This window comes from Streptomyces sp. NBC_00464 (genome assembly GCF_036013915.1).
GTDB lineage: Bacteria > Actinomycetota > Actinomycetes > Streptomycetales > Streptomycetaceae > Streptomyces.
In genome coordinates, this window is the sequence record NZ_CP107899.1 from 4997505 (window position 1) to 5019192 (window position 21688).

At 70.3% G+C, this 21688-nt stretch carries 21 protein-coding genes and 2 pseudogenes; 15 read left to right on the forward strand and 8 right to left on the reverse strand.

Translation table 11 applies throughout. The features are described from left to right. Positions 1–102 precede the first annotated feature (102 nt). Complete coding sequence (locus OG912_RS22485; RefSeq protein ID WP_327710973.1) at positions 103–492, forward strand: winged helix-turn-helix transcriptional regulator; 390 nt, start codon at positions 103–105, stop codon at positions 490–492. Between the two features lie 119 nt (positions 493–611). On the opposite strand, the gene OG912_RS22490 is transcribed toward OG912_RS22485, so the two are convergent. Beyond that, positions 612–1121, reverse strand: a complete 510-nt coding sequence (locus tag OG912_RS22490) for a peptidoglycan-binding domain-containing protein (RefSeq protein WP_327710974.1) — start codon at positions 1119–1121, stop codon at positions 612–614. A 242-nt stretch (positions 1122–1363) separates the two neighbouring features. Between OG912_RS22490 and OG912_RS22495 the strand changes: the two are divergent. Then, positions 1364–2317: pseudogene (locus OG912_RS22495) on the forward strand (helix-turn-helix domain-containing protein); the annotation flags it as partial. A gap of 54 nt (positions 2318–2371) precedes the next feature. Here the strand turns inward: OG912_RS22495 and OG912_RS22500 are convergent. Further along, positions 2372–2647, reverse strand: a pseudogene (locus OG912_RS22500) (hypothetical protein); the annotation flags it as partial. Positions 2648–2750: 103 nt separating this feature from the next. Further along, on the reverse strand, positions 2751–3374 hold the full coding sequence (locus OG912_RS22505; protein WP_327710975.1) for a histidine phosphatase family protein: 624 nt from the start codon (positions 3372–3374) through the stop codon (positions 2751–2753). A gap of 188 nt (positions 3375–3562) precedes the next feature. Here OG912_RS22505 and OG912_RS22510 point away from each other — a divergent pair, with 188 nt between their 5' ends. The 7 genes from OG912_RS22510 (at position 3563) to OG912_RS22540 (ending at position 10291) form a co-directional block, all read left to right on the forward strand. Beyond that, complete coding sequence (locus OG912_RS22510; protein ID WP_327710976.1) at positions 3563–4531, forward strand: MerR family DNA-binding transcriptional regulator; 969 nt, start codon at positions 3563–3565, stop codon at positions 4529–4531. Positions 4532–4690: 159 nt separating this feature from the next. Next, entirely contained in the window at positions 4691–5956 is a 1266-nt protein-coding gene (locus tag OG912_RS22515) for an ATP-binding protein (protein ID WP_327710977.1), read from the forward strand. Next, positions 5953–7077 carry a tetratricopeptide repeat protein gene (locus OG912_RS22520; RefSeq protein WP_327710978.1) on the forward strand — a complete coding sequence of 375 codons (1125 nt, stop codon included), beginning with the start codon at positions 5953–5955 and terminating at the stop codon, positions 7075–7077. Before OG912_RS22515 ends, OG912_RS22520 begins: the two co-directional genes overlap by 4 nt. A 34-nt stretch (positions 7078–7111) precedes the next feature. Continuing rightward, positions 7112–7735 carry an HAD-IA family hydrolase gene (locus OG912_RS22525; RefSeq protein ID WP_327710979.1) on the forward strand — a complete coding sequence of 208 codons (624 nt, stop codon included), beginning with the start codon at positions 7112–7114 and terminating at the stop codon, positions 7733–7735. Between the two features lie 77 nt (positions 7736–7812). After that, entirely contained in the window at positions 7813–8010 is a 198-nt protein-coding gene (locus OG912_RS22530) for a hypothetical protein (protein ID WP_327710980.1), read from the forward strand. A gap of 127 nt (positions 8011–8137) precedes the next feature. Continuing rightward, on the forward strand, positions 8138–8710 hold the full coding sequence (locus OG912_RS22535; protein ID WP_327710981.1) for a GNAT family N-acetyltransferase: 573 nt from the start codon (positions 8138–8140) through the stop codon (positions 8708–8710). Between the two features lie 246 nt (positions 8711–8956). After that, positions 8957–10291 carry an outer membrane protein assembly factor BamB family protein gene (locus OG912_RS22540; protein ID WP_327710982.1) on the forward strand — a complete coding sequence of 445 codons (1335 nt, stop codon included), beginning with the start codon at positions 8957–8959 and terminating at the stop codon, positions 10289–10291. A 38-nt stretch (positions 10292–10329) separates the two neighbouring features. Here OG912_RS22540 and OG912_RS22545 read toward each other — a convergent pair whose 3' ends face one another. After that, on the reverse strand, positions 10330–11073 hold the full coding sequence (locus tag OG912_RS22545; RefSeq protein WP_327710983.1) for a metallophosphoesterase: 744 nt from the start codon (positions 11071–11073) through the stop codon (positions 10330–10332). Between the two features lie 195 nt (positions 11074–11268). On the opposite strand from OG912_RS22545, the gene OG912_RS22550 reads away from it, so the two are divergent. Beyond that, positions 11269–11886: a CGNR zinc finger domain-containing protein gene (locus tag OG912_RS22550; RefSeq protein WP_327710984.1), complete on the forward strand. Its 618-nt coding sequence runs from the start codon at positions 11269–11271 to the stop codon at positions 11884–11886. 191 nt (positions 11887–12077) lie between these two features. Here the strand turns inward: OG912_RS22550 and OG912_RS22555 are convergent, their stop codons facing one another. Together OG912_RS22555 and OG912_RS22560 are read right to left on the reverse strand one after the other, a co-directional pair. After that, positions 12078–13658 carry a sensor histidine kinase gene (locus tag OG912_RS22555; RefSeq protein WP_327710985.1) on the reverse strand — a complete coding sequence of 527 codons (1581 nt, stop codon included), beginning with the start codon at positions 13656–13658 and terminating at the stop codon, positions 12078–12080. Beyond that, positions 13655–14371, reverse strand: coding sequence for a response regulator transcription factor (locus tag OG912_RS22560; protein WP_327710986.1), 717 nt, complete (start codon positions 14369–14371; stop codon positions 13655–13657). Before OG912_RS22560 ends, OG912_RS22555 begins: the two co-directional genes overlap by 4 nt. A gap of 237 nt (positions 14372–14608) precedes the next feature. Between OG912_RS22560 and OG912_RS22565 the strand changes: the two genes are divergently transcribed. Genes OG912_RS22565 through OG912_RS22580 form a run of 4 tightly spaced genes read left to right on the forward strand, consistent with a single transcriptional unit; the run spans position 14609 to position 18352 of the window. Continuing rightward, positions 14609–15202: a hypothetical protein gene (locus OG912_RS22565; protein ID WP_327710987.1), complete on the forward strand. Its 594-nt coding sequence runs from the start codon at positions 14609–14611 to the stop codon at positions 15200–15202. After that, positions 15199–16446: a peptidoglycan-binding protein gene (locus OG912_RS22570; protein WP_327710988.1), complete on the forward strand. Its 1248-nt coding sequence runs from the start codon at positions 15199–15201 to the stop codon at positions 16444–16446. The genes OG912_RS22565 and OG912_RS22570 overlap by 4 nt, the downstream gene beginning before the upstream one ends. Next, positions 16443–17144 (forward strand): ABC transporter ATP-binding protein, encoded by a 702-nt coding sequence (locus OG912_RS22575; RefSeq protein ID WP_327710989.1) that lies wholly within the window; start codon positions 16443–16445, stop codon positions 17142–17144. Before OG912_RS22570 ends, OG912_RS22575 begins: the two co-directional genes overlap by 4 nt. Further along, a complete protein-coding gene (locus tag OG912_RS22580; RefSeq protein WP_327710990.1) occupies positions 17141–18352 on the forward strand; it encodes an ABC transporter permease in 1212 nt (403 codons plus the stop codon). The genes OG912_RS22575 and OG912_RS22580 overlap by 4 nt, the downstream gene beginning before the upstream one ends. 120 nt (positions 18353–18472) lie before the next feature. Here the strand turns inward: OG912_RS22580 and OG912_RS22585 are convergent, their stop codons facing one another. Further along, on the reverse strand, positions 18473–19069 hold the full coding sequence (locus tag OG912_RS22585; protein ID WP_327710991.1) for a hypothetical protein: 597 nt from the start codon (positions 19067–19069) through the stop codon (positions 18473–18475). Positions 19070–20010: 941 nt separating this feature from the next. Next, positions 20011–21117: a cell wall protein gene (locus OG912_RS22590; RefSeq protein WP_327710992.1), complete on the reverse strand. Its 1107-nt coding sequence runs from the start codon at positions 21115–21117 to the stop codon at positions 20011–20013. Positions 21118–21417: 300 nt separating this feature from the next. Between OG912_RS22590 and OG912_RS22595 the strand changes: the two genes are divergently transcribed. Then, on the forward strand, positions 21418–21666 hold the full coding sequence (locus OG912_RS22595; RefSeq protein WP_327710993.1) for a hypothetical protein: 249 nt from the start codon (positions 21418–21420) through the stop codon (positions 21664–21666). Positions 21667–21688 lie beyond the last annotated feature (22 nt).

Sequence of the window (21688 nt, forward strand, 5' to 3'; positions counted from 1 at the left end):
TCTCCTTCCGTTCGGCTCCCTTGATGTCCACGACCTTATGGAGAGCTACTCTCCATAAGGAAGAAGGCACTTCAAGGTGCCCAACGCACGGGAAGGTGCGCCATGACGACGACGACCACCCGCTCCGAGGCCGCTGCGGCGTACGACGCCTACCTCGCTCAGTGCCCCGCCCGGAACCTGCTCGACCGGATCAGTAACAAGTGGGTCAGCCTGGTCATCAACGCGCTGGGGGAAGGGCCGCAGCGCTACTCGGACCTGGCGCGGACCCTCGTGAGCGTCAGCCAGAAGATGCTCACCCAGACCCTGCGCGCTCTCGAACGAGACGGCCTGGTCACCCGCACCGTCATCCCGTCGGTGCCGGTCCGTGTGGACTACGCCCTGACCCCGCTCGGCGAGAGCCTGGTCCCGGTGATGCGGACGATCAAGGCGTGGGCGGAGCAGAACATGGACGAGGTCCTGGCAGCCCGGGCGGGTTACGACGCGACGCCCTGACAGCTCGTTCGAACCGGCACCGGCCCCAACACCGGTCTCAACACCGGCACCGGCCCCAACACCGGCACCGACGCCGGTCTCCGCGTCGGAGGCCGGCGTCGGCGGAGACGCTGTGGTGACTAGAACGGAGGGTTGTAGCACATGACGAAGTCGATGTCCCCGTTGTCGGGGTCGCGATAGTAGTCCGGCCACAGCATGGCCTTACGGGTTTCCGGCCCGTAGACGCCGTCGGCGCTCACACCGAGCCGGTTGGCCTGGAGCCAGCGGATCGCATCCACCGTGCCGGTGCCGTAGACCCCGTCCGCCCCGCCGGTGGCGCGGATGCGGTTTGCGGCGTACGTGCCGCTGTAGCAGCGGATGACGGCCGTCTGCAGTGCCTTCACGGCGTTCGTGCTGCCTGTCTGCCATTTCATGTTGCAGCTCAGGCCGTTCCCGGTGCGTGCGGGAACCGTGTAGTAGTTGTTGATGGCCAACCCGTCGGTGCGCTTCAGCGTCGTGTTGCACGAGCCGTACGCGGCGTGGGCCGGCGCAGTCGTCATCGGGGCGGCTGTCAGGCCTGCGGCGAAGATGAGGGACAGGGCCCCCAGCACCCCGATCCGCTTGCGGAGTGTCGTGGATACTCGTTGCACGATGCGATCCTTCTGGTCGGTGATGTCCTCTCAGGGACTGCTGCGCTCATAGAACTTAGGGTCATCGAGGGCTACGGAATGCGTCATCCGTGCAGAAGGCATTGTCAGTAGTGCACAGCTTCATGGCTCCACAGCTCCACAACTTCAAGCCGGTGCCGTATCGGGCAAGGGGGACTTGTGAGGGGACGGATCGACGCGCGGCCCGGCCGGCGCGATGACGGACACGGGCGAAGGCATGTCTCATGAGTCCGGTCCTGGACACCACGTACATCGCCCCGCAGGACCGGGAGGAGGTGGTCCGGGGCGCGGTGTGGGATTCCGTCGTCGCGGTCGACATCGACCACGGTCCTCCGGCCGAGGACATCTCCGTTCGTATCGGGCTCGGTGCCGTAGGGCCTCTCAGGATCTGTTCGGCACGGGCGACCGCGGTCACGATCCACCGGACGGAGCGACTGGCCAGGAAGGACGAGGAGCCGGCCGTCTTCCTCGGCCTGCAGGTGACGGGCACCAGCCTGGTGGCGCAGAACGGGCGCGAATGCGTGCTGAGGGCGGGGGAGTTCGCCCTCTACGAATCGATCGCTCCCTACACGCTCCTCTTCGACGAGGGAGTCGACCACCACTTCCTGCGCTTCCCCCGCGAGGCACTCGCGCTCCCTGACCGGCTGCTACGGGACACCGGCACGGTCACCATGGGGTCCGACAACCCGGTCGCCCGCCTCGCCTTCTCCTACTTCTCCCAACTGGCCGACGACGACGAGCTGCACCAGGGCGTGCACGGCGACGCCGTCGTCGGGCCCAGTATCGAGCTCCTCCGTGCCGTCCTGACATCCCAGTACGACAACTCCGGCCTCGCGAAAGCGCCGTTGGAGGCGACACTCGGCCTGCGCGTCACTCAGTACATCCGGCAGCACCTGGCTGACCCCGATCTGTCGGCGACACGGATCGCTGCCGCACACGACATCTCCGTCCGCCACCTCTACGCCGTGCTCTCCCGGTCTGGCATCAGCCTCGGAGACTGGATCCGTACGCGCCGTCTGGCCGAATGCAGGCGCGAGCTCGCCGACCCGAACGGGCGGCTGCGGACCATCGCGGCGACAGGGCGGAGGTGGGGCTTCGTGAACGCGACCCACTTCAGCAAGGTGTTCAAGCAGGCGTACGGAATCTCGCCCCGGGCCTGGCGTGACGAGAACGGCCCCGGCGGTGGGGGCACGGGCGCGATCGGGAGCCCCTCTCGCGTGGGGCGCCCATTCCTACAGGCTGCGGGCGGTGATGTCGACGTGGGCGGTGGTGGCGTGGATGTTCAGGCCGGCCACGCCGTCGGTGTTCCTGAGCGCGTTGTGGATCCGGCCGTAGGTGGTGCCGGCGTCCAGTGAGGCGGAGACTCCGCGGGCGGCGCCGACCGAGATCTCGCCCTGCGTGGTGCGCAGTGTGACCGTGCCGTGCACGGCCTCGGTGATGCGGAGATCGTCCTTGAGGGTGTTGATCTCGGCGGGGCCGCCCAGGCGGCCGACCGAGGTGTCGCCGGACTGGAGGTGCGCGGGAGCGGGGCCGCCGCTGTGGGTGAAACCGCGGCGGCGGCCTCCTCCGAACCGCCCCGCCGTCCTGCCGCGACCGCCCTGTCCCGCCCCCTCAGATACGGAGGTCGGGCGGAAAGCAGGCCGAGCGAAGCTCTGTGGGCAGATGCCCGGTGTCGTTGTAGAGGAGTACGGCAGCGGGCCGGCCGGGCGTGTACTCGATGACGGTCAGGGCGGCGTTGGCGTGGTACAGACCCATCCATCGCCACTTCGGAGCGTCGAGGGCGGCCCGGAGGAGCCAGCCGGTGAGGAAGTTGTGCGTGACGACGAGTTCGTGGCGCGGCTGGTCACCGTCCACGGGGCCCGTGAAGCGGGCGAGGGCCTCGCGGGCCAGACCCGGCCCCTGCTCGCGCTCCTCCGCCGGGAACTCGGCCAGGCGAGCGAGCATGCGGTCGGCCGATTCCGGGGGCAGTTCGTGCCGTTGCGGCAGATAGGGGAGGTAGTCGCCGGCCGGCTCGGACACATGCAGGGGTACGTCGTCGAGCTGGTCGCGGATCAGCTGCGCTGTCTGAGCAGCGCGGCGGAGCGGACCGTGGTGGATGGCCGTGAGGGGACTGCGCCGGAGCCGCTCACCCAGAAGTACGGCCTGCCGGCGGCCGTTCTCCGACAGTTCGCTCTCGTCCGGTGACGCCTCACCGTGCCGGGTGAGATAGAGGTAGCGGGTGGCTGTTCCAGTCATGGGGGCGCGATCCTTCGGCAGCTTCGGTGATCTTACGAGTGCCTGAACGGACGCTGCCGGGCGTCCGAGTGGTTCCTGCCGCGGACCAGGGCATTGCGCAGGGGCAGCCGCCATGAGCGTGCCGGTATGCCCTCGTCCGGCAGGGGCTTGACGTTGCCCCCGGGGGACGGGTTTACGTTCGTCGCATCATGAGGATCAGTGAGGTCGCGCGGCGCGCGGGTGTGACGACGAAGACGGTTCGCTACTACGAGTCGTTGGGGCTGATCGCGCCTGCCCGGCTCGCCAACGGCTACCGGGACTACTCCGAGCACGATGCCCGCCTGGTGTGCGAAGCCCGGGAGCTGAACCGCCTGGGCATTCCGGTCGAGCGAACCCGTCCCTTCCTCGAATGCCTGACCAACGGTCGGGACCACGTGGACGACTGCCCGTCCTCCCTGGCCGGCTACCGCGACGCCATCGACGATCTGACCCTGCGCATCGAGGAACTCACCGCCCGCCGGTCCGTACTGGCCCGTCATCTGCATGAGGCCGCCCATCGCAACAGCCGCGTCGACACATCCGGCATCGAAGGGAACGCCGCCGGCGCTGCGAGGCACCTCACCGAACTTCCCGCGGACCTGCCCGTCCCCGAGGACGACGGAGCAGCCGCACACCTCCCCGGCCGGGCGGTGCCGGAGCTCGAACTGCCCGACACCGCAGGCGGCACCGTCTCGCTGCACGCGCTGGGGGAGGGCCGGTCGGTCCTCTACTGCTACCCGCTCACCGGACGCCCCGACACCGACCTTCCCGAAGGCTGGAACAGCATCCCCGGAGCCCGGGGGTGCACCAGCGAGGCCTGTGACTTCCGCGACCACCACGACGACCTCGAGGCCGCCGGCGCGACCCACGTGTTCGGCCTGTCCTGCCAGGACACGGCATACCAGCAGGAGGTCGTGGAGCGGCTGCGACTGCCGTTCCTGATGCTTTCGGACACGGGCTTCCGCCTGTCCGCCATGCTCGGTCTGCCCACGTTCGAGGCCGACGGGGTTTCCCTCTACAAGCGGATCACCCTCGTCATCCGTGACGGCGTGATCGAGCACGTCTTCTATCCGGTCTTCCCGCCGAACACGCACGCCCAACAGGTAGGCGCATGGCTCCGGGACAACCCGGAGACGTAACCAGGCACACGCCCGACCGTGCCCGGACCGACCGACAACACGGCCGCCACACAGCGGATGTGCCCCCGGATGAGTCCCCGGACACGCCCGGGACGTGGCCCGGCAGCCGGGCGCCGAGCGCCTTCTGAGGTGTCGTATCCCGACGTTAGGGTGTGGATCATGCCGGACGACTCCCCTCTCATACAGAGCCTGCGGACCGCGGTCGCCGCCGCGCCCGCCGACGTACCCCTGAGGCTGCACCTGGCCCAGCTCCTGCTGGATGCGGACCGGTCCGACGACGCCGTAGCCGAGGCGGCGGTGGCCCTCCAGCACGCGCCCGGCGACGCCCAGGCCCGAGACCTGATGGTGCGGGCGATGGGCGCCCCGGCCCCGGCCCCCACCCAGCTCCCACTCCCCTCGCCGGCCCAACCCCCGCGCCCGCGCGGCAGGTTCGACTGGAAGGCCGCCGAGGAGCAGGTCGGGGACGCCGTGCCGCCGCGGTTCGTCGAGCCGCCGGTCCGCGCGGACGGACAGGACGACTCCGCGGCCGCCGATGCCGACGCGTGGGACGTGGAGGAGCCGGGCACCGTACGCCTGGCCGACGTCGGCGGCATGCAGGACGTGAAGGACCGCATGGAGGCCGCATTTCTCGCGCCTCTGCGCAACCCCGAGCTGCGCAAGCTGTACGGAAAGAGTCTTCGCGGCGGGCTGTTGCTGTACGGGCCGCCCGGCTGCGGCAAGACGTTCATCGCGCGGGCGGTGGCCGGTGAACTCGGCGCCGCGTTCCTGTCCGTGTCCGTGAACGACGTGCTCGACATGTGGATCGGCAACTCCGAGCGCAACATGCACGAGGTCTTCGAGACCGCCCGCCGCCAGGCGCCCTGCGTCGTCTTCCTGGACGAGCTGGACGCCCTCGGCGCCAAGCGGAGCCGTACCGGACACAGCGGCATGCGCAACGTGGTCAACCAGCTGCTCAGCGAGTTGGACGGTATCGACTCGGCGGCGAACGAGGGCGTGTTCGTCCTGGCCGCCACCAACGTGCCCTGGGACGTGGACAACGCCCTGCGCCGCCCCGGCCGCCTCGACAGGACGATCCTCGTCCTCCCGCCCGACGGCCCCGCCCGGGAGGCCATTCTCCGCTACCACCTTCGCGACCGGCCCATCGAGAACGTCGACGTGGCCAAGCTGGTCAAGATCACCGAGGGGCTTTCCGGCGCGGACCTGGCCCATGTCTGCGAGTCGGGCGCCGAGCGGGCACTGCTGGACTCGGCCCGCTCCGGAAACGTACGGATGATCAACATGAAGGACCTGCTGGCCGCCGCGAAGGATGTCGTGCCGTCCGCCGAACCGTGGTTCGCTTCCGCGCGCAACGTGGCGATGTTCGCCAACGAGGGCGGGATGTACGACGACCTGGTGACGTACCTGAAGAAGAGGCGCAAGCTGTGACCACGACCCTGCACCCCGCCGTGGAACGGGCCGACCTGCTCATCGACATCAAGCGGTACGAGGAGGCCAGGGAGCTGCTGGCCCAGCGCCTCGCGGAGGACCCGGAGGACATCAGGGCCTGGGTCGAACTCGCCCGCAGCCATGTCGAGGACAAGGAGGACGGCGCCAAGGCGCTGGAGGCGACCGAGCAGGCGCTGGCCCTGAACTCTCAGGACATCGGGGCGCTCCTCATGCATGCGCGCGCCCTGCGCGTGGGGGGCCGCTTCCCGGAGACCGAGGGCGTGCTGCGCGAGGTGATCCGGCTGGTCCCCGACTACTGGTTCGGCTACGCCCGGCTCGCCGACTGGCTGTGGCGCATCAGGATGATCCGGTCCGGGCAGGACAACGGCGGCGAGATCCGGCGCGAGGACCTTCAGGCCGCCCTGCGGGAGGCCGACCTCATCGCCCAGGAGGCCATCCGGCTGGGCCCCGAGCAGGTGTACGCGTACGAGGTGGCGTGGCTCATCGCCGACATGTCGGCCGACCGGAGCGCCGCCGACCGGATGGACGAGGCCATCCTCCGGCTCGACCCGCAGCACGAGCTTGCCCTGGCCCGGCGGACGAAGAAGGCGGCGACCGCCCCCGGCGTCAAGGCGAAGGAGGCCGCCACCCTCTACGCCGACGCGCTGGCCTCCGCCCCCGGCTCCGCGCCGATGCGGCAGGGCCTGGACGTGGCCTCGTACCGCCTGCTGCGCGGCGTCCGCTGGCTGGCCCTGCTCTGTCTGGCCCTCGCCGCCGCCGGCATCGACCTGTTCGCGACGGACGGGGAGACCCAGCGGGAGCTGCCGCTGGTCCTCGGCCAGCGGCTGTGGGACCTCGTCCCCATGGCGGTCGTCTGGGTCCTGGGCGCCCTGCTGCGATACCGCCGCCTGCGCGCCGGGATCCGGGTCAACCTGCACTCGCTCATCCGGCGTTTCACCTGGTCCCGCGTCGTCCTGGGGCAAGCGGCGTGGGCCATGTTCTGTGCGCTGCTGATCACCCAGATCCCCTGGACGGAACGCACGGTCCCGCTGGTGCTCTTCTGGGCGGGGCTGGTGCCGGCGGTGGCGACGATGTGTTTCGACCGGCCGAAGACCCGCTGAGCCGGGATCCGCACAAGCGACGGGAGTCCGAGAAATGTCAGTGACCGCAGCAGCCTGCGTCATCTTCGATATCGGCGGCGTACTGGAGCTCACACCGGAGACGGGGTGGGTGCAACAGTGGGAAGCGCGCATGGAGTTGCCGCCGGGCACGGTGCACGAGCGCATGCGCGACGTATGGCAGGCGGGGAGCCTCGGGACCATCGGCGAACGAGACGTTCACGAGCAACTGGCAGCCCGCCTGAGCCTCGACGCACCCCAGGTCGACGCCTTCATGGCCGGCCTCTGGACGGAGTACCTGGGCACGCCGAACGAGGAGCTCATCGCGTATCTGCGCGGCCTCCGCGGGAAGTGCAGGCTGGGCATCCTGAGCAACAGCTTCGTCGGCGCCCGGGAGCGGGAGACGGAGCTGTACCACTTCGACGAACTGGTCGAGCAGATCGTCTACTCCCACGAACTCGGCATCGAGAAGCCGGACCCACGCGCCTTCGAGGCCGCCTGCACCGCCTTGGGGGTGGAGCCGGAGACCTGCCTCTTCATCGACGACTTCGCGGTCAACGTGGAGGCCGCCGAGGCGGCGGGCATGCGGGCGCACCTGTTCGAGGACAATGCCCGGACGATCGCGCGCATCGCGGCGCATGTGGGGGCGGGGCCGCGCTGACGCCCCGCGCGGGGCGGGATGATCGAGCTGTACGTCCCTGATGTTCGTGATGGATGCTCCTGCCGAGGGGGCGCGGCATGACTGACCACGGCTGGTACGACGACAGCAGCGAATACGACGAGGCAGTCCGCCGGGCCGAGCGCGCCACGCGGTCCGGCTGGGCGGCGATCGCGGGGACGGCGGGAGCGCTCGGCTGTGCGCTGATCGCCCTGGCCGTGGTCTGCGTGGGTACGTTCGCCGCATGCCTGTACGTCGTGATGGCGGCGGACTACTAGGGCGCGCCCGCCCCCCCCACAGCCGACGGCGCCCGCGCCGCGTACGCCGCGCACGGCCGACAGTGCCTGCGGCCGCCTGCGCCGGTGATCGACAGTGCCGACGACCGACAAGGAACGGGAAGGTGTCATGGGAGGCATTGACATGTGGACGGGCGAGAAGGTACGCCTGCGAGGCGTCGAGCCCGAAGACTGGGAGGGCTTTCGCGACCTGGCCCAGGACACCGTGGACACCCGCAACGCCGACCTGGTCACCCCTCCGAGATCCGCCGAGAGCTTCCGTTCGTGGACCGCGGAGCGGGCAGGGCGGCCGCCGGGGGGCGAGGCATTCCGCCTGGTGGTCGAGGGGCTGGCCGACCGGGCGTTCGCAGGGTCGGTGACGGTCGGAGAAACCGACACCCGCGCGGGACGATTCCGTACGGGCATCGACATCGCCCGCGATCACCGTCGCAGGGGATACGCGGCCGAGGCGATCGAACTCGTCCTCAGGTACATGTTCGCCGAGCAGCGCTACAACAAGTGCGAGGTGGAGATCTACGCCTTCAACGACGCCTCGCTCGCCCTCCACCGAAGGCTGGGCTTCGTCGAGGAGGGGCGGCTTCGCCAGCACGAGTTCTTCGCCGGCGGCTACCACGACGTGGTGCTCCTCGGCGTCACCGCAGACGAATACTGGGCGAGCCACCAGCGACCGCCGGTGCACTGACCCCCTCGCCCCTGTCGTGTGAACGGAGGTTGGGAGAGGAATGGGCGCGGAGCACGCGCCTGGGACGGCCCCGGGCACGCGTGCGGGCGCCCATATCTCTCCCAACTCCCCTTCACCCGACGGGGTGGGGGTGCGCGACGGTGTAGGGGCTGCGGGCGGGGGCCACTCGCCGTTCCGTGACCGAATCGGTCGTCGTTCGTGCTCCCCGCGAGGGGCGCGCTCGTACAAGGTGGTGCAGGGGGGTTCATGCGACGCAGACTGCTTGCTCTTCTGGCACTTCTTCTTCCGCTGCTCGCCGGCTGCTACTCCGAACCGTCGCCGCCGAGCGTGGTGGCGTACGAGGATCCCGAGGACGCGTTCCGTGTGCCGTTGCCCGTGCCGACGGATGCATCGGGCGGCTGGGCGCTGGTGAGCCGTCGCTCGGGGATCATCGGGCAGGGCGGAGTGGTGGCGAGGATCGATGAGGACGGGAAGGTTCTCTGGCGTACGACACTGCCGGCCGAGTTCGCGCTGACCGGACGGCCGGGTCAGACGCATGCCGCCGTGACGCCGTCCGACAGCATGGTGACACTCGTCGGCGAAGCCGCGTCCGGCCGGTTGCCGCGCATGGCGACACTCGATTCCGTCACAGGCCGCTTCACGATGCTTGCCGCGTCCCCGGCCCGTACCCCCGGGGAGTTGCGGATCGTCACGGTCTCGTCGACGACAGGAATTCCCCGTCAGGCGGTGGCCGCGACGTGCCTGCCCGGGTCCTCCTGCACGCTGACAGCCTGGGACACCGCCACCGGCAAGGTCCGGTGGACGCACCGAACCCGCGGCCCGGCCGTCTTCGCCGCCCCCTGCAACCAGGACGGGGAGCGGGACGGTGTGGCCTTCCACCAGGAGTGCGATCCGCTGGCCTTCGTCGCGGACGGCCACCTCGTGACCCTCCGGCCCGGTGAGGACCGGCTCCACTCAAGGCCCGTCGAGCTGCCCCGGGGTGACATCGCGCAGGTGATCCCCACTCTCTACCGCGTCCTCGTGATGACGGCCCCGCACGGACCCGGCTGCCGCGCACAGGCGGCGGCGTACGACCGCACGGCCGAGCCGCCCACCCCGCTCTGGCAGCGCACCTTCACATGGGACCAGCCCCAGGCGGCCGTCCACGAGGGCTGCCGCAGGGATCCGTCGATCCCGCTCCTCATGGCCTACCGAGTGACCCTGCCGGACGCGGCGGGCGCCTTGATCGGGAACGACTTCGACGGCAAGTTCCCGCTGCGCCTGAAGCCCGGCGAGTATCCCGTCGCCCACGGGAGCGACATACTCGCCTATCGCGCGGACGGCGGTTACCGCGATCCGTATCCCGCCCCGTCCGACGTGGCCCGTACCCGCCCCGCAGAGCTGAAGCCCACCGCACAGGAACTGGGGCAGGGCGCCTGGTACCTCCCGGGGAGGGGCCGGAAGGGCGAGATCATCGCCGTCGACGTCTACGGGAAGATCACCTGGCGGCGGAACACCAGCGGCCCACCGTTCTTCCTCACGTCCAACCGCCTGGTGTACGCGCACGGTTCGAGCCTGGCCGGGATCCGCGCAGTCGGCTGAGCAGCCCGCTCCCGGAACCCGGGGATGTCCGCGGCTGCTTACGGGAGCACGACGCGGTAGTGGGTGGTCAGCCGCCGTTCGTCGTCCAGGACGTGGAACGCGAGGCCGGGCGGCTGGTCCCGGTCCGCGGCCCGGTCGCCCTCCCAGGGCATGCGCAGCGTCCAGGTGATGGCCGGTCCGACGATCACCGGACGCCCGCCGAAGGTCGAGGCGGCCGCGGTGTGGGCGTGGCCCGTGAGGACGGCGGTGACCCGCGGGTGCGCGTCGAGCAGGTCGGCCAGGTGCCCGGGCTCCTGGAGCATGCCGGCGTCGGGCAGGGGGTGATGGAGTGCGACCGGCGGCTGGTGGAAGGCGATCAGGGCCGGGGTGTCCTGCGGCAGCGCGGTGAGGGTGGAGTCGATCCAGGCGAGCGTTTCGGCGTCGAGGCGCCCCTCGTCGCGGCCCGGGATGGTGGAGTCGCACATGAGGACCGCGGTGCCGGAGACGTGGTGGAGCCGGTTGATCGGGCCGCCCTCGGGCGCCACTCCGAGCAGGGCCTTGCGATACGCCGGTCGGGCGTCGTGGTTCCCGGGGCAGGTGAGTACGGGGAAGGGGGCGGCCAGGATCCGGGCCGCTTCCTCGTACTCGGCCTCCTCGCCGTGATCGGCGATGTCCCCGGTGACCAGGAGCGCGTCCACCGGGTGCGGCATGGCCCGCAGGTAGTCCATGACGAGGGTGGCGCGCCGGGTCGCCCTCTCGCTCCCGTCCAGGTGCAGGTCGCTGATCTGTGCAAGCAGCGTCATTCTGCAGTCTCCTTCAGTGGCGGTTCAGTCGACGTCCCGTGTCGGGGCAGGTGCCCCGTCCTGTGCCGGGGCAGGTACCTCCACCCACCCCACCTCTAACGGAAGTTATCAAGTTTTCCGTTAGAGACGCTAGGGTGTGTGCAGGGACGTGATCAAGTGGCCGACGACCGGCGCCGAGACGGAAGGGGATGTCCTGTGGAGCGCTGGCTGCCATTGGAACTGGCGAGCACGGTTCGCCACGACGGCGACGGCGGCGTCGCCGATGACCTCGCGACGGTTCAGGGAACGACGCACTGGATCCAGCAGCAGGCGGATCTGCCGACCACCCACGTCCCGGCCGCAGAGCTCACCGTGGACGAAGAACTCAGGCTCCGCCTCATCGAGCTTCGACAGGCGGTCCGCGCCCTGTTCGCCCAGGCGGTCAGCCCGGCCCCGCCCAGCCCCGCGGACGCCCATCGTCTGATGCCCGCCGACCGGGCCATGACCCACCTCAACACGGTCGCCGCGCGCGAACCGGTCGCCCCGCAACTGGACTGGCCGACCGGTGGAGTTCCCGGCACCCGACTGCTGTCCGCGGAGAGCGATCCGTACGTACGGCTCCTCGCGGCCCTGGCCCGCTCCGCCATCGACTTCCTCAGCGGCCCGCAGCGCGAGCAGCTGCGCTCCTGCACCGCGCCCCGCTGCGTGCGCTACTTCGTGAAGAGCCATGGGCGCCAGGAGTGGTGCAAGCCGTCCTGCGGGAACCGCGCCCGGGCGGCCCGTCACTACAGCCGCCGGCGCACGGCGCCGGAGGGCGGCTCCGTCCCGTCCTGATCGCCCTGAGGCGAGCCGGGATACGGCGGCCTCGGCCACCCGCATCCTGCCGCGGGGGAGGTCACTGGATCGCGCGGAGTGGGAGATCGAGTGCTACCACGCCCCCGCACGTCGCGTCTGACCTGCCGGCCGACGAACGCCAGGAGACCCGACAAGACAGGGGAGACCGGGGCCACTCGTGTTGCTGCGGCTCACAGCCCGGTGCCCGGGCGCTGTCCGGGAGGCACATCAGGTGTTGGGGCTCGATCATCACTGCCGGCATACGGATTGCTCGGATCGTCGGGCATGCCAGGCTCGTTCGAAGGTGCGCCCGCGTCTGCGAGCGGCAGGGTGATGCGGAACGTCGCCCCTGCCCCGGGCGAGCTGTGCACGCTTACGGTCCCTTGGTGGGCGGCGGCCAGCGAGGCCACGATGGCGAGGCCGAGTCCGGAGCCACCGGTGCGGCGGGTGCGTGAGGTGTCGGTGCGGTAGAAGCGTTCGAAGACGTGCTCTGCCTGTTCAAGTGTGAGACCGGGGCCGTGGTCGGCGACGTCCAGCACCAGGGCGGGTGCCCCGTCGAGGTGACCGGGTCCGAGCGTGAGCGCCACGGATGTGCCGGGTGGGGTGTGGGTGAGGGCGTTGCTGGTCAGATTCGACAGCATCTGGCGCAGTCGGAGTTCGTCCCCAGTGACGACGGGGGCCGCACGGGCGTCTGTCGTGAGCCGGATGTCACGCTCGGGGGCGAGCAGCCGGGCATCGCGTACGGCGTCGACGGCCAGCGCGAGCATATCGACGGGGTGCCGCTCCAAGGGACGCTGCTGGTCCAGCCGGGCGAGCAGCAGCAGGTCTTCCACCAGCGTGCTCATCCGGGCGGCTTCCGTACCCACGATGGTCAGGGTCCGTTCGAGGTCGGCGCGATCCCGGCGGGGCCCGTGGTGGGCGTAATCGGCCCAGGCGCGGATGACTGCCAGCGGCGTGCGCAGGTCGTGGCCGGCGTCGGAGACGAATCTGCGCATCCGCTCCTCCGATCTCCGGGCCGTCGACTCCGACTGGGCCCTCGCTTCGAACGCCTCCTCGATCTGAGTGAGCATGCCGTTGAGCGCGCGGCCGAGCCGGCCCAGCTCGGTCTGCGGTGGATGTTCCGGGACGCGCTGGGACAGGTCACCCGCGGCGATGGCGGCTGCTGTCTTCTCCACCTTGACAAGCGGTCGCAGGGTTGCCCGTACGAGTACGACGCTGACGACGGCCACGATGAACAGGCCGATTACGCCCACGGTCAGGTCGGCCGTCACCAGCTTGGAGATCGTGTTGTCCAGCTCGCCCAGAGGCATCGCGACCACGACCCATCCCGACGCGTCCGCCTGCGGCCGCACCAGGACACGCCAGTTGTCGCCCCCCGAGCTCGCCGACACGGTCAACGGGTGCCCCGCGTGCTCGTCGAGCCAGGCTGCGCCCTCGGGCACGACGGGGCCCCCCGGACCCGGTCGTGCATCTGGGGTCGGCCGGCCGTCATTCACCGGTTTCCCGTCGGCGTTGCGCTGCTGGATCCGGAAGAAGCTCGAAGCGCCGCCGGTGTCTCCACTCGCCGGCCGCTCCCGCGACCCGCCGGCCGGCAGCGCCGGATTGCTGTCGGCCACCATCCTGAGTTGGGAGTCCATGCGGTCGAGCAGCTGTCCGTGCAGGATCACCACACCAGCCGCGCTGAGGGCCGTGAGCGCCGCGGTGACAAGCAGGACGACGGCGGCGACCAGCCGGATGCGCAGCGGCATCCGGGCGAGCGGCTGCCGGGTCACGAGGGCAGCCGCAGTATGTAGCCGATCCCGCGCAGGTTGTGGATCAGCCGCGCCTGAGGCTCGCCGATCTTGCGGCGCAACGCATGGATGTAGGTCTCCACGATCCCGCTGTCACCACGGAAGTCGTAATCCCATACGTGATCGAGGATCTGCGCCTTCGACAGCACCCGGCCGGGGTTGGCCATGAAGTAGCGCAGCAGCTTGAACTCGGTGGGCGACAGGGCGACTCGCTCGCCGGCCCGCCGCACTTCGTACGTCTCCTGATCCAGCTCGAGATCGGCGAAGGACAGCCGGGCGGCCGGGGCAGCGCCGGAGCCATGCTGCCGGCGGAGTACGACGTGGATCCGGGCGATCACCTCATCGAGGCTGAACGGCTTGGTGATGTAGTCGTCACCGCCGATGGTCAGACCGCGGATCTTGTCCTCGGTGGCGTCCCTGGCGGTGAGGAACAGGACGGGCACCGGCGCTCCGGCGCGCAGCCGGCGCAGGACCTCGAAGCCATCCATGTCGGGCAGCATCACATCCAGTACGACAGCGTCGGGGCGGCTGCGCCGGGCCTCGGCCAGTGCCTCCTGCCCGGTCGCCGCGGTGATCACGTCGAACCCTGCATAGCGCAGGCTCCCGGCCAGCACCTCCAGGAGGTTCGGCTCGTCCTCGACCACCAACAGCCGTGCCGTGGGCCCGCACCCGCGTCCGTCTCTCGCCTCGCTCATATCCGCCCCCGCGTTCGCGCCGCCGATTCGATGCCGCGTCCACATGGTGACCCGCCAGTCTGAGCGCCGGCTGAGAGTTTGCTCAGGAGTTGCTGAGCGCGGTGATCGGGCCCAGCCGCTCAGGAAGCTCTGAGATTCGGCTGAAGGCCTGCTGATTCCGGTCCAGCACGATCGCTACTCGTACGACTGCACGGCGCAACCGCCGCCGGCGGCGTAGCGAGCAGAGGAGCGGCAGGAATGCGACAAACACTGGATCGGACGGTCGGTTCACGAGACGGCGCCCCGGGCGCAGCGGGGACGCACAGGCGTGGGTGGGTCAGGGCGCTGCATTGCGTCCCGCTGCTGCTCCTGGGCGTGCTGATGACGGCCTGCTCGGGCGGTTCATCGGGGGCGGCGGACTCGGGCGGAGCCAAGCCCACCGGTTCGGCGGACCGTGCCCTGGCATACGCCAAGTGCATGCGGGAGAACGGCGTGACGAAGTTCCCCGACCCGAAGGGCGACGGCAGCGGCGTGATCGGGAAGGACTCCGGCATCGACCCGGAGTCGCCGACGTTCAAGAAGGCCATGGAGGCCTGCAAGGACCTCACCCCGCAGGGCGCGGGGCCGGCCGGCGGCAAGCCGATCGACGCGGCAAAGGGCCGCGCGTGGGCGGAGTGTGTCCGCGACAACGGCGTGAAGGATTTCCCCGACCCCGACAGCGATACGGGGCGCGTGGACATGACGGGTGTGGGCACCGGCGGTGAGGATCCGACGCTGGACAAGGCCCTGGAGACCTGTGCGGACAAGAAGCCGGCCGGCACCTCGATGACGGGGAACGGTGGCGGCCGGTGACTCGCCCGGATCCCCCGGACGCCCCGCAGGCGCCGGACGGTGCCCTGTTCGATGGCAGCGAGGGCGAGGGCGTCCCGGCCGCGCCGCCGCGCCGCCGTCGGCATCCGGTACGCAGCTCGCTCATTGTCCTGGTCGCTCTCGCGGTGGCAGCCGCGGGCGGGATCGCCGCGACCGGCGCGCTGGGCGGTGGTGGTGGGAACACCCCGGCGGCCGCGCCCTCAGGTCCCGCTCGAACCGCGCAGGTGGAGCAGACCACCCTGACCCGCAGCGAAACCGTGGCCGGCACCCTCGGCTACGGCGCCGCGAGCTCCGTACAGGCGAGGAGCGGCGAAAGCGAGCAGTCCGCTCAGGACGACGGCAATGCCGCCGGCGACAGCGGCAAGGACGGCGCCGACAGCGGTAGCGGTGGCGGTGGGACACTCACCTGGCTGCCGGCCGAGGGCGACGTGATCACACGTGGCGAAGCCGTTTACAGCGCGGACGCAGGCAAGGTGCCGCTGCTGTACGGCTCCGAGCCGCTCTACCGCACCCTGGACATCGACGCCGAGGGCGCGGACGTACAACTGCTGGAGAAGAACCTCGCCGGCCTGGGCTACACCGGCTTCACCGTGGATCAGGAGTACACCTCCGGCACGGCCGCAGCCGTGAAGCGATGGCAGGAGTATCTCGGCCGTGCGGAGACCGGCAAGGTCGCGCGCGGCGATGCGGTCGTGGCCTCCGGCGCCAAACGCGTTGCCGAGGTCAAGGCCGCCCGGGGCGCCGACGCCTCCGGCGAGATCCTCACCTGGACCGGCACCCAGCGGCTGATCACCGTCGACCTGGAAACGCAGTACGAGGACCTGGTCAAGGAGGGCACCAACGCGGCCGTGAAGCTCCCCGACGGCACCGAGGCCGACGCCACCGTCACCGACATCGGCAACGCCGCCACCGCCAAGCCCGCAGGTGACGGCGGCAGCGGCACCGCCACGTTGCCGGTCACGCTGAAGGTGAAGGAGCAGAAGAAGCTCGGCCGCTACCAGGCCGCCCCGGTCGACGTGACCCTGGCCGCGGAGAGCCGCAAGGACATCCTGGCCGTTCCCGTCAACGCCCTGGTCGCCCGCAAGGGCGGCGGCTACGCGGTGCAGGCCGTCACCGCCGGCGGGGTGGAGAACCACCCGGTGAAACTCGGCCTGTTCGCGAACGGCCTCGTCGAGATATCCGGCGACGGCATCACCAAGGGCATGAAGGTGGGGATCCCGCAGTGAATTCCCTCAGATCGCCCGTCCTCGAGCTGTCCGGGGTGTCGAAAACCTACGGCGACGTGACCGCCCTCACCGACGCGGACCTGGTGGTCCGGCGCGGGGAGATGCTGGCGCTCGTGGGCCCGTCCGGGTCAGGCAAGTCCACCATGCTCAACATCATGGGCACCCTGGCCCGACCCACCGCCGGCACGATCCGCCTCGACGGGCACGCCGTCGACGACCTGTCCGACCGCGAGCTGTCCGCGCTACGCGCCCGAAGCATCGGCTTCGTCTTCCAGTCCTTCCACCTGGCGGGCGGCGTCCCGGCTCTGGACGCAGTGGCGGACGGAATGCTCTACGGCGGCCGGCCGCTGCGCGAGCGCCGCCGACTGGCGCTCCAGGCGCTGCACCGGGTGGGACTGGGGCACCGCCTGTACCACGAGCCGCACCAGCTCTCCGGCGGGGAGAAGCAGCGCGTGGCGATCGCGCGCGCGGTGCTGGGCGACCCGCCGCTGCTGCTCGCCGACGAGCCGACCGGCGCTCTGGACTCGCGCTCCGGAGCAGTGGTGATGGCACTGCTGCACGAGCTGCACCGGGCCGGCACCACGGTGGTCGTGATCACGCACGACCGGGACATCGCCGGCTCACTGCCGCGCGAAGTCCACATCAAGGACGGCCGCATCGAGAACGACTCGGGCACCCTGGAACAGGTGGACGCATGACGACGCTGACCCCGCCCCGGCCCAAGCCGGCCCGGCTCAGCCCGGCGGACGTGATCCGCACCGGAGGCTCCGGGCTGCGTTCACGCCCGATGCGCGTGTTTCTCTCCGCCCTCGGAATCGCGATCGGTATCGCCGCGATGATCGGCGTGGTCGGGATCTCCACCTCCAGCACGGAGGAGCTGAACCGCGAACTGGCCACGCTCGGCACCAACCTGCTCACCGCGACCCCCGGGCAGACCCTCGACGGCGGCAACGCCCATCTGCCGCGCGAGGCAGTGGACATGGTGCGCGGCATCGATGCCGTCGAGTCGGTCTCGGCCATCGGCAAGACCGAGGCGAAGGTCTACCGCAACGACCACATACCCGTGGCGGAGACCGGCGGCATCTCGGTCTGCGCGGCCCGCACCGACCTGCCCGGAACGGTCGGCATCGAGGTGGTCGACGGCAGCTGGCTCAACCCCGCCACCGACCGCTACCCGGCCGTCGTTCTCGGCGCGAAGGCGGCCCGGCAGCTGGGGGTGTACGAGGCGGGTCCCGACGTGCAGGTGTGGCTCGGCGGCCGTTGGTTCACCGTGCTCGGCCTGCTGGCCGCCAACGAGCTCGCCCCCGAACTGGACTCGGCCGCGCTGATCGGCTGGCCGGCCGCGGAGAAGGAGCTGGGCTTCGACGGCTATGCCACGATCATCTACACCCGCGCCGCGGAGGCCTCCGTCGCCGACGTTCAGGAGCTGCTCGGCGCCACCATCAGCCCGCAATACCCCAACGAGGTGAACGTCTCCCGGCCCTCGGATGCCCTGGCGGCCAAGCAGGCCACCGACGACGCGCTGTCCGGGCTGCTACTCGGCCTGGGCGCGGTGGCGCTGCTGGTCGGCGGAGTCGGGGTGGCCAACACCATGGTCATCTCCGTGCTGGAGCGCCGCGCCGAGATCGGCCTGCGCCGCTCGCTGGGCGCCACCCGGGGCCAGATCCGTACCCAGTTCCTGTGCGAGTCACTGCTGCTGTCGGCCCTCGGCGGCCTCGGTGGCGTCGCGCTCGGCATCGCGGTGACCGCCGGATACGCCGGCTACCAGGGCTGGCCGACCGTCGTCCCGCTCTGGGCGATGGCCGGCGGCGTCGGCGCCACACTCGCCATCGGCGGCCTGGCCGGCTTCTACCCGGCGGTCCGCGCCGCCCGCCTCCCCCCGACCGAGGCGCTGGCGGCCGCCTGACGCCCGCTCGGTACGCCCCCTCGAAACACGGCGCCCCCGCCCGCCTCGCCACCATGCGGCGGGGGCGCCCCCTCATTGCGCGCCCGGCTTCCTTGCTGACGGCCTCACGGGGCAATACACCTAGCTCTCCGCAGGCAGCCCGAGCCGCTCCCGCTCGGTGTAGTAGAGCCGCCTGTGCTCGTCTTCCGGGGCGGGATCGGCGGGCAGTTCGCCGAGGCCCTCACGGGACCCGGCGGAAACGGAGACATGCAGCTTCGCGAGCGCTGCGGCCACCTCCGCGAACAGCTCGTCATCGTCGAACGCGATGTCGTACAGACAGGCTTCGGCGAAGGTGCGCCCGCCCAGTTCCCAGTACGTCAACTCCGTGTCGACCTTGACGACCGGAGGCGGGTTCGGGTCCACGCGTTGCAGCGGGTGCAGCCAGTACCCGTAGAAGCTGCCGTCCTCGTCCTGGGCCACGGCCTGCAGGTACGTGGCCATCTGCGCGGAGGCCGCGCAGTTGGCCATGATGTCGGGATCGGCGCGCTGCTTCTCGCCGAGATAGCTGAAGTCGGTCAGCGGGTGCGGGGCGCTCGGCTCCAGGATGGCGATGCCGAACTGCTCGAAGGGGTGCCCGCGTCCCTCCCACTGCGCTGTCGCCAGGAGTCGTACGTCCTCCGGCACGGGACGTCCGCCGAGCCGCTGCCGGGAGAACTCCTTCAACCGCTCGTCATACACAGATGAATCCTCTCGCCGGCCGGGATGACACCTCAAAGGTTAGGAGGCGCCTCCGGGAGGGCGATCCGTGTGTGATGAAGGCTTTGCTGACGTTGTTGAAGCGGGCGTGGGTCGACTGGGCCGTCTGCGTCCTCATGGCCGTGACTGCTGTCAGCTGCAAGAGCCCGTTCTTGGTCGTCCCCTTCGCCGTGGTGCGGTCGCAACAACAGTTTTCGGTGCCCACAAAACGTGGCAGGCGGCGAAGGCGGGCCCGAAGCCGCAACGATCCGTAGCCACCACGGGGCAACCATAGAAGTTGTGCCAGAACCCGAGATGGGGCTCTGGCACAGCTCTTGTGGCCCGCTACCGTGAGCGGCAATCAGGGGTCGACCCGTCAGAGAGTGAGGAAGCCCGATGATGCCGCCGTCCTGCGATATATGCCGTGTTCCGCCCGGGCATTCAGTATTCGAGTATGGGGACTTCACCCTGGTGAGCTTCCGGCCTACAAGGACGTATCCGGATGACTGGGCTGGTCACCCGGCTCACTGCGTGTGGTTCTGCCCCTCCCATCTGCCCCTCTCGGAGGGCCTGACGCATCTGCCGGCCATGGAAGCCCTGGCACGCATCCAGGCGACCCTGCGCGAGACGGCAGACGAGGAAAACTAGGGGCGGCCCAGAGGCGGGACCGATCGAAGGCTCAGGGCATCACTCCAAGTGACCGCATCACAGAAGTGTTGAGTCAGAGCCCGAGATGGAACAGCGGCTGTTCAGCACGTCGGACAGCCCTCAGCCCTGTCGCGGTTCGATGACGTGGTCAGGGCAGCCGGTGCGCCAGTCGCGAATTCCCGCCGCGCGGAGTCTGTTGTGCACGTCGTCCCGATCCGGGGCGATCGCCCCGGATCGGCTGAGGCCGAGCCTGCGAGACCGACCGGGAGTCGGTGCGGTGTCACGACGCATCTGTTTCACCGCCTTGCCCAACCGCCTGAAGCGCGCTTGACCGCGTAGCCGCACAGACGGGTGCCGTAGAGGTCCAGGGCGTCGTCGGGATCCGTGGCGTAGTGCTCGGCGATCTCCGCCCATCGGTCCCAGCCGTAGAGGCGGGCGTGGCGACGGTCGTCGTCGGTGCGCTGCGGTTCGGGGAACTCCATTGCCGTGGCACGTTGCCGTAGCCATTCCTGCCATGCAGGATTACCGGTGGGCCCGGCGATGTGCGAGTGGGCATCGGCCGACAGGTCTTCGCGCGGAGTGTCGGCAGTCCGGTCCCGGAGCTGTGCGGTGATGTACGCGGCGGGCCGCACAGGGCGCCAGTTGATCCACCAGGAGGTCAGCTCGGCGGCGATGTCGTGGGCGTCGAGGCCCTGGTCGATCAACGGTCGCAGGGCGTAGGCGAGCCGACGTAACCCCTCGCTCTGGGTCCAAGGGACGTGCGGTCGGACCTGAGCGGCGATCCGGATGTCGGCGGCGACCTGGAGCGGGCCTCTCGGCGTCGAGTTTCCGGGCCGGGGAGGAATTTGGGGCCTTGCGCGCCTGCGCGGGGTGTCTTTAATCGTCCCGTCTACCTCGACTACAGGTTTGCGGGGGCGGGCAGCGAGAGATTGGGGCTCACGCACCCGACAGCCAGAACTGTCCGCCACTGAGGTGCGCACGGGCTGCACCGACACCCCGACCACCCGGGCCCCGAACCCCTGACCGGCGATGCGGTTGCCGTGCGCCCGGTCGTAGACGTACGGAATGGTGGACGCGTAGATCGTTGCCGTACCCGCGTACGGACGCCCGGGAAGCCGCAGGTTGCGTCGCGACCCGTGCCGCACCCAGGCCAGTGCGCCCAACTCCCGCAGATATCCCACGTGACGCTTGACCGTCGCTCTCGACAGAGCGCAGCGGGCTGCCGTCCCGTCGAGGTCGTACAGCACGGTGCCCGCGGTGTAGTCCATCCGCCCGGCCAGGTCCCGCGCGATGCGTAACGTCGCCTCCCCGGCCCTCGGATGGAGCCCGGCCTCCTCGACCAGCCACATCACAGCACGCAACCACGCCCGGGGCTGGGCATGCCGGGCGGCGGTCGTGGACATCTCCTGGAACGGGCCAGGGACGGGTTGCCAGTCGGGGTCCGGGCATGGCTGAGAGACGCGGCACGGGGCCGCGCCGAGAACAAGACGCATCACGGTCCAGGGAAGAGAGGTAGGGCAGGGCGGGGCGGAAGCGCCAGGCGCATCACGGGAGGTGCGGCAGAGACTCGGGGCGCGGGCAGCTTCCGGATAAAAATGATCCCATGGTGGGGTCAAACAGGGAGATGCGACAGAGGTGGCGCTTCTGCCGGCCGTCGACCCCTCGGTATCTTTTCCTCCACGACGCGGAGGCAAAGGAGAGGCATGGAAAGCCCACCCGAGCGACTGCTCGACACCGGGGGAGTCGCGGAGGTCGCAGGGATCACGGCAGCCACCGTCCGCCTGTATCTCAAGCGCACCCGCAGGCGCGTGAGCGACGAACTCCGCGTCAGGCCGGCAGACTTCCCTCTCCCCGACGATCAGTTCGGCCGCTCGCCCGCCTGGCGGGAGAGCACCATCAGGGCTTGGCTCGCCGTTCGGCCCGGGCGGGGGCGCGCTACTCCGGGCGTGTAGGCGATGCGCGGCGGACTACTGC

What these genes read in the sequence shown, in the direction of transcription:
- OG912_RS22485 (WP_327710973.1), top strand. Translation starts at nt 103, where the DNA reads ATGACGACGACGACCACCCGCTCCGAGGCCGCTGCGGCGTACGACGCC.
- OG912_RS22505 (WP_327710975.1), bottom strand. Translation starts at nt 3,374, where the DNA reads ATGACTGGAACAGCCACCCGCTACCTCTATCTCACCCGGCACGGTGAG.
- OG912_RS22510 (WP_327710976.1), top strand. Translation starts at nt 3,563, where the DNA reads ATGAGGATCAGTGAGGTCGCGCGGCGCGCGGGTGTGACGACGAAGACG.
- OG912_RS22515 (WP_327710977.1), top strand. Translation starts at nt 4,691, where the DNA reads ATGCCGGACGACTCCCCTCTCATACAGAGCCTGCGGACCGCGGTCGCC.
- OG912_RS22525 (WP_327710979.1), top strand. Translation starts at nt 7,112, where the DNA reads ATGTCAGTGACCGCAGCAGCCTGCGTCATCTTCGATATCGGCGGCGTA.
- OG912_RS22530 (WP_327710980.1), top strand. Translation starts at nt 7,813, where the DNA reads ATGACTGACCACGGCTGGTACGACGACAGCAGCGAATACGACGAGGCA.
- OG912_RS22535 (WP_327710981.1), top strand. Translation starts at nt 8,138, where the DNA reads ATGGGAGGCATTGACATGTGGACGGGCGAGAAGGTACGCCTGCGAGGC.
- OG912_RS22540 (WP_327710982.1), top strand. Translation starts at nt 8,957, where the DNA reads ATGCGACGCAGACTGCTTGCTCTTCTGGCACTTCTTCTTCCGCTGCTC.
- OG912_RS22545 (WP_327710983.1), bottom strand. Translation starts at nt 11,073, where the DNA reads ATGACGCTGCTTGCACAGATCAGCGACCTGCACCTGGACGGGAGCGAG.
- OG912_RS22560 (WP_327710986.1), bottom strand. Translation starts at nt 14,371, where the DNA reads ATGAGCGAGGCGAGAGACGGACGCGGGTGCGGGCCCACGGCACGGCTG.
- OG912_RS22565 (WP_327710987.1), top strand. Translation starts at nt 14,609, where the DNA reads ATGCGACAAACACTGGATCGGACGGTCGGTTCACGAGACGGCGCCCCG.
- OG912_RS22580 (WP_327710990.1), top strand. Translation starts at nt 17,141, where the DNA reads ATGACGACGCTGACCCCGCCCCGGCCCAAGCCGGCCCGGCTCAGCCCG.
- OG912_RS22590 (WP_327710992.1), bottom strand. Translation starts at nt 21,117, where the DNA reads ATGTCCACGACCGCCGCCCGGCATGCCCAGCCCCGGGCGTGGTTGCGT.
- OG912_RS22595 (WP_327710993.1), top strand. Translation starts at nt 21,418, where the DNA reads ATGGAAAGCCCACCCGAGCGACTGCTCGACACCGGGGGAGTCGCGGAG.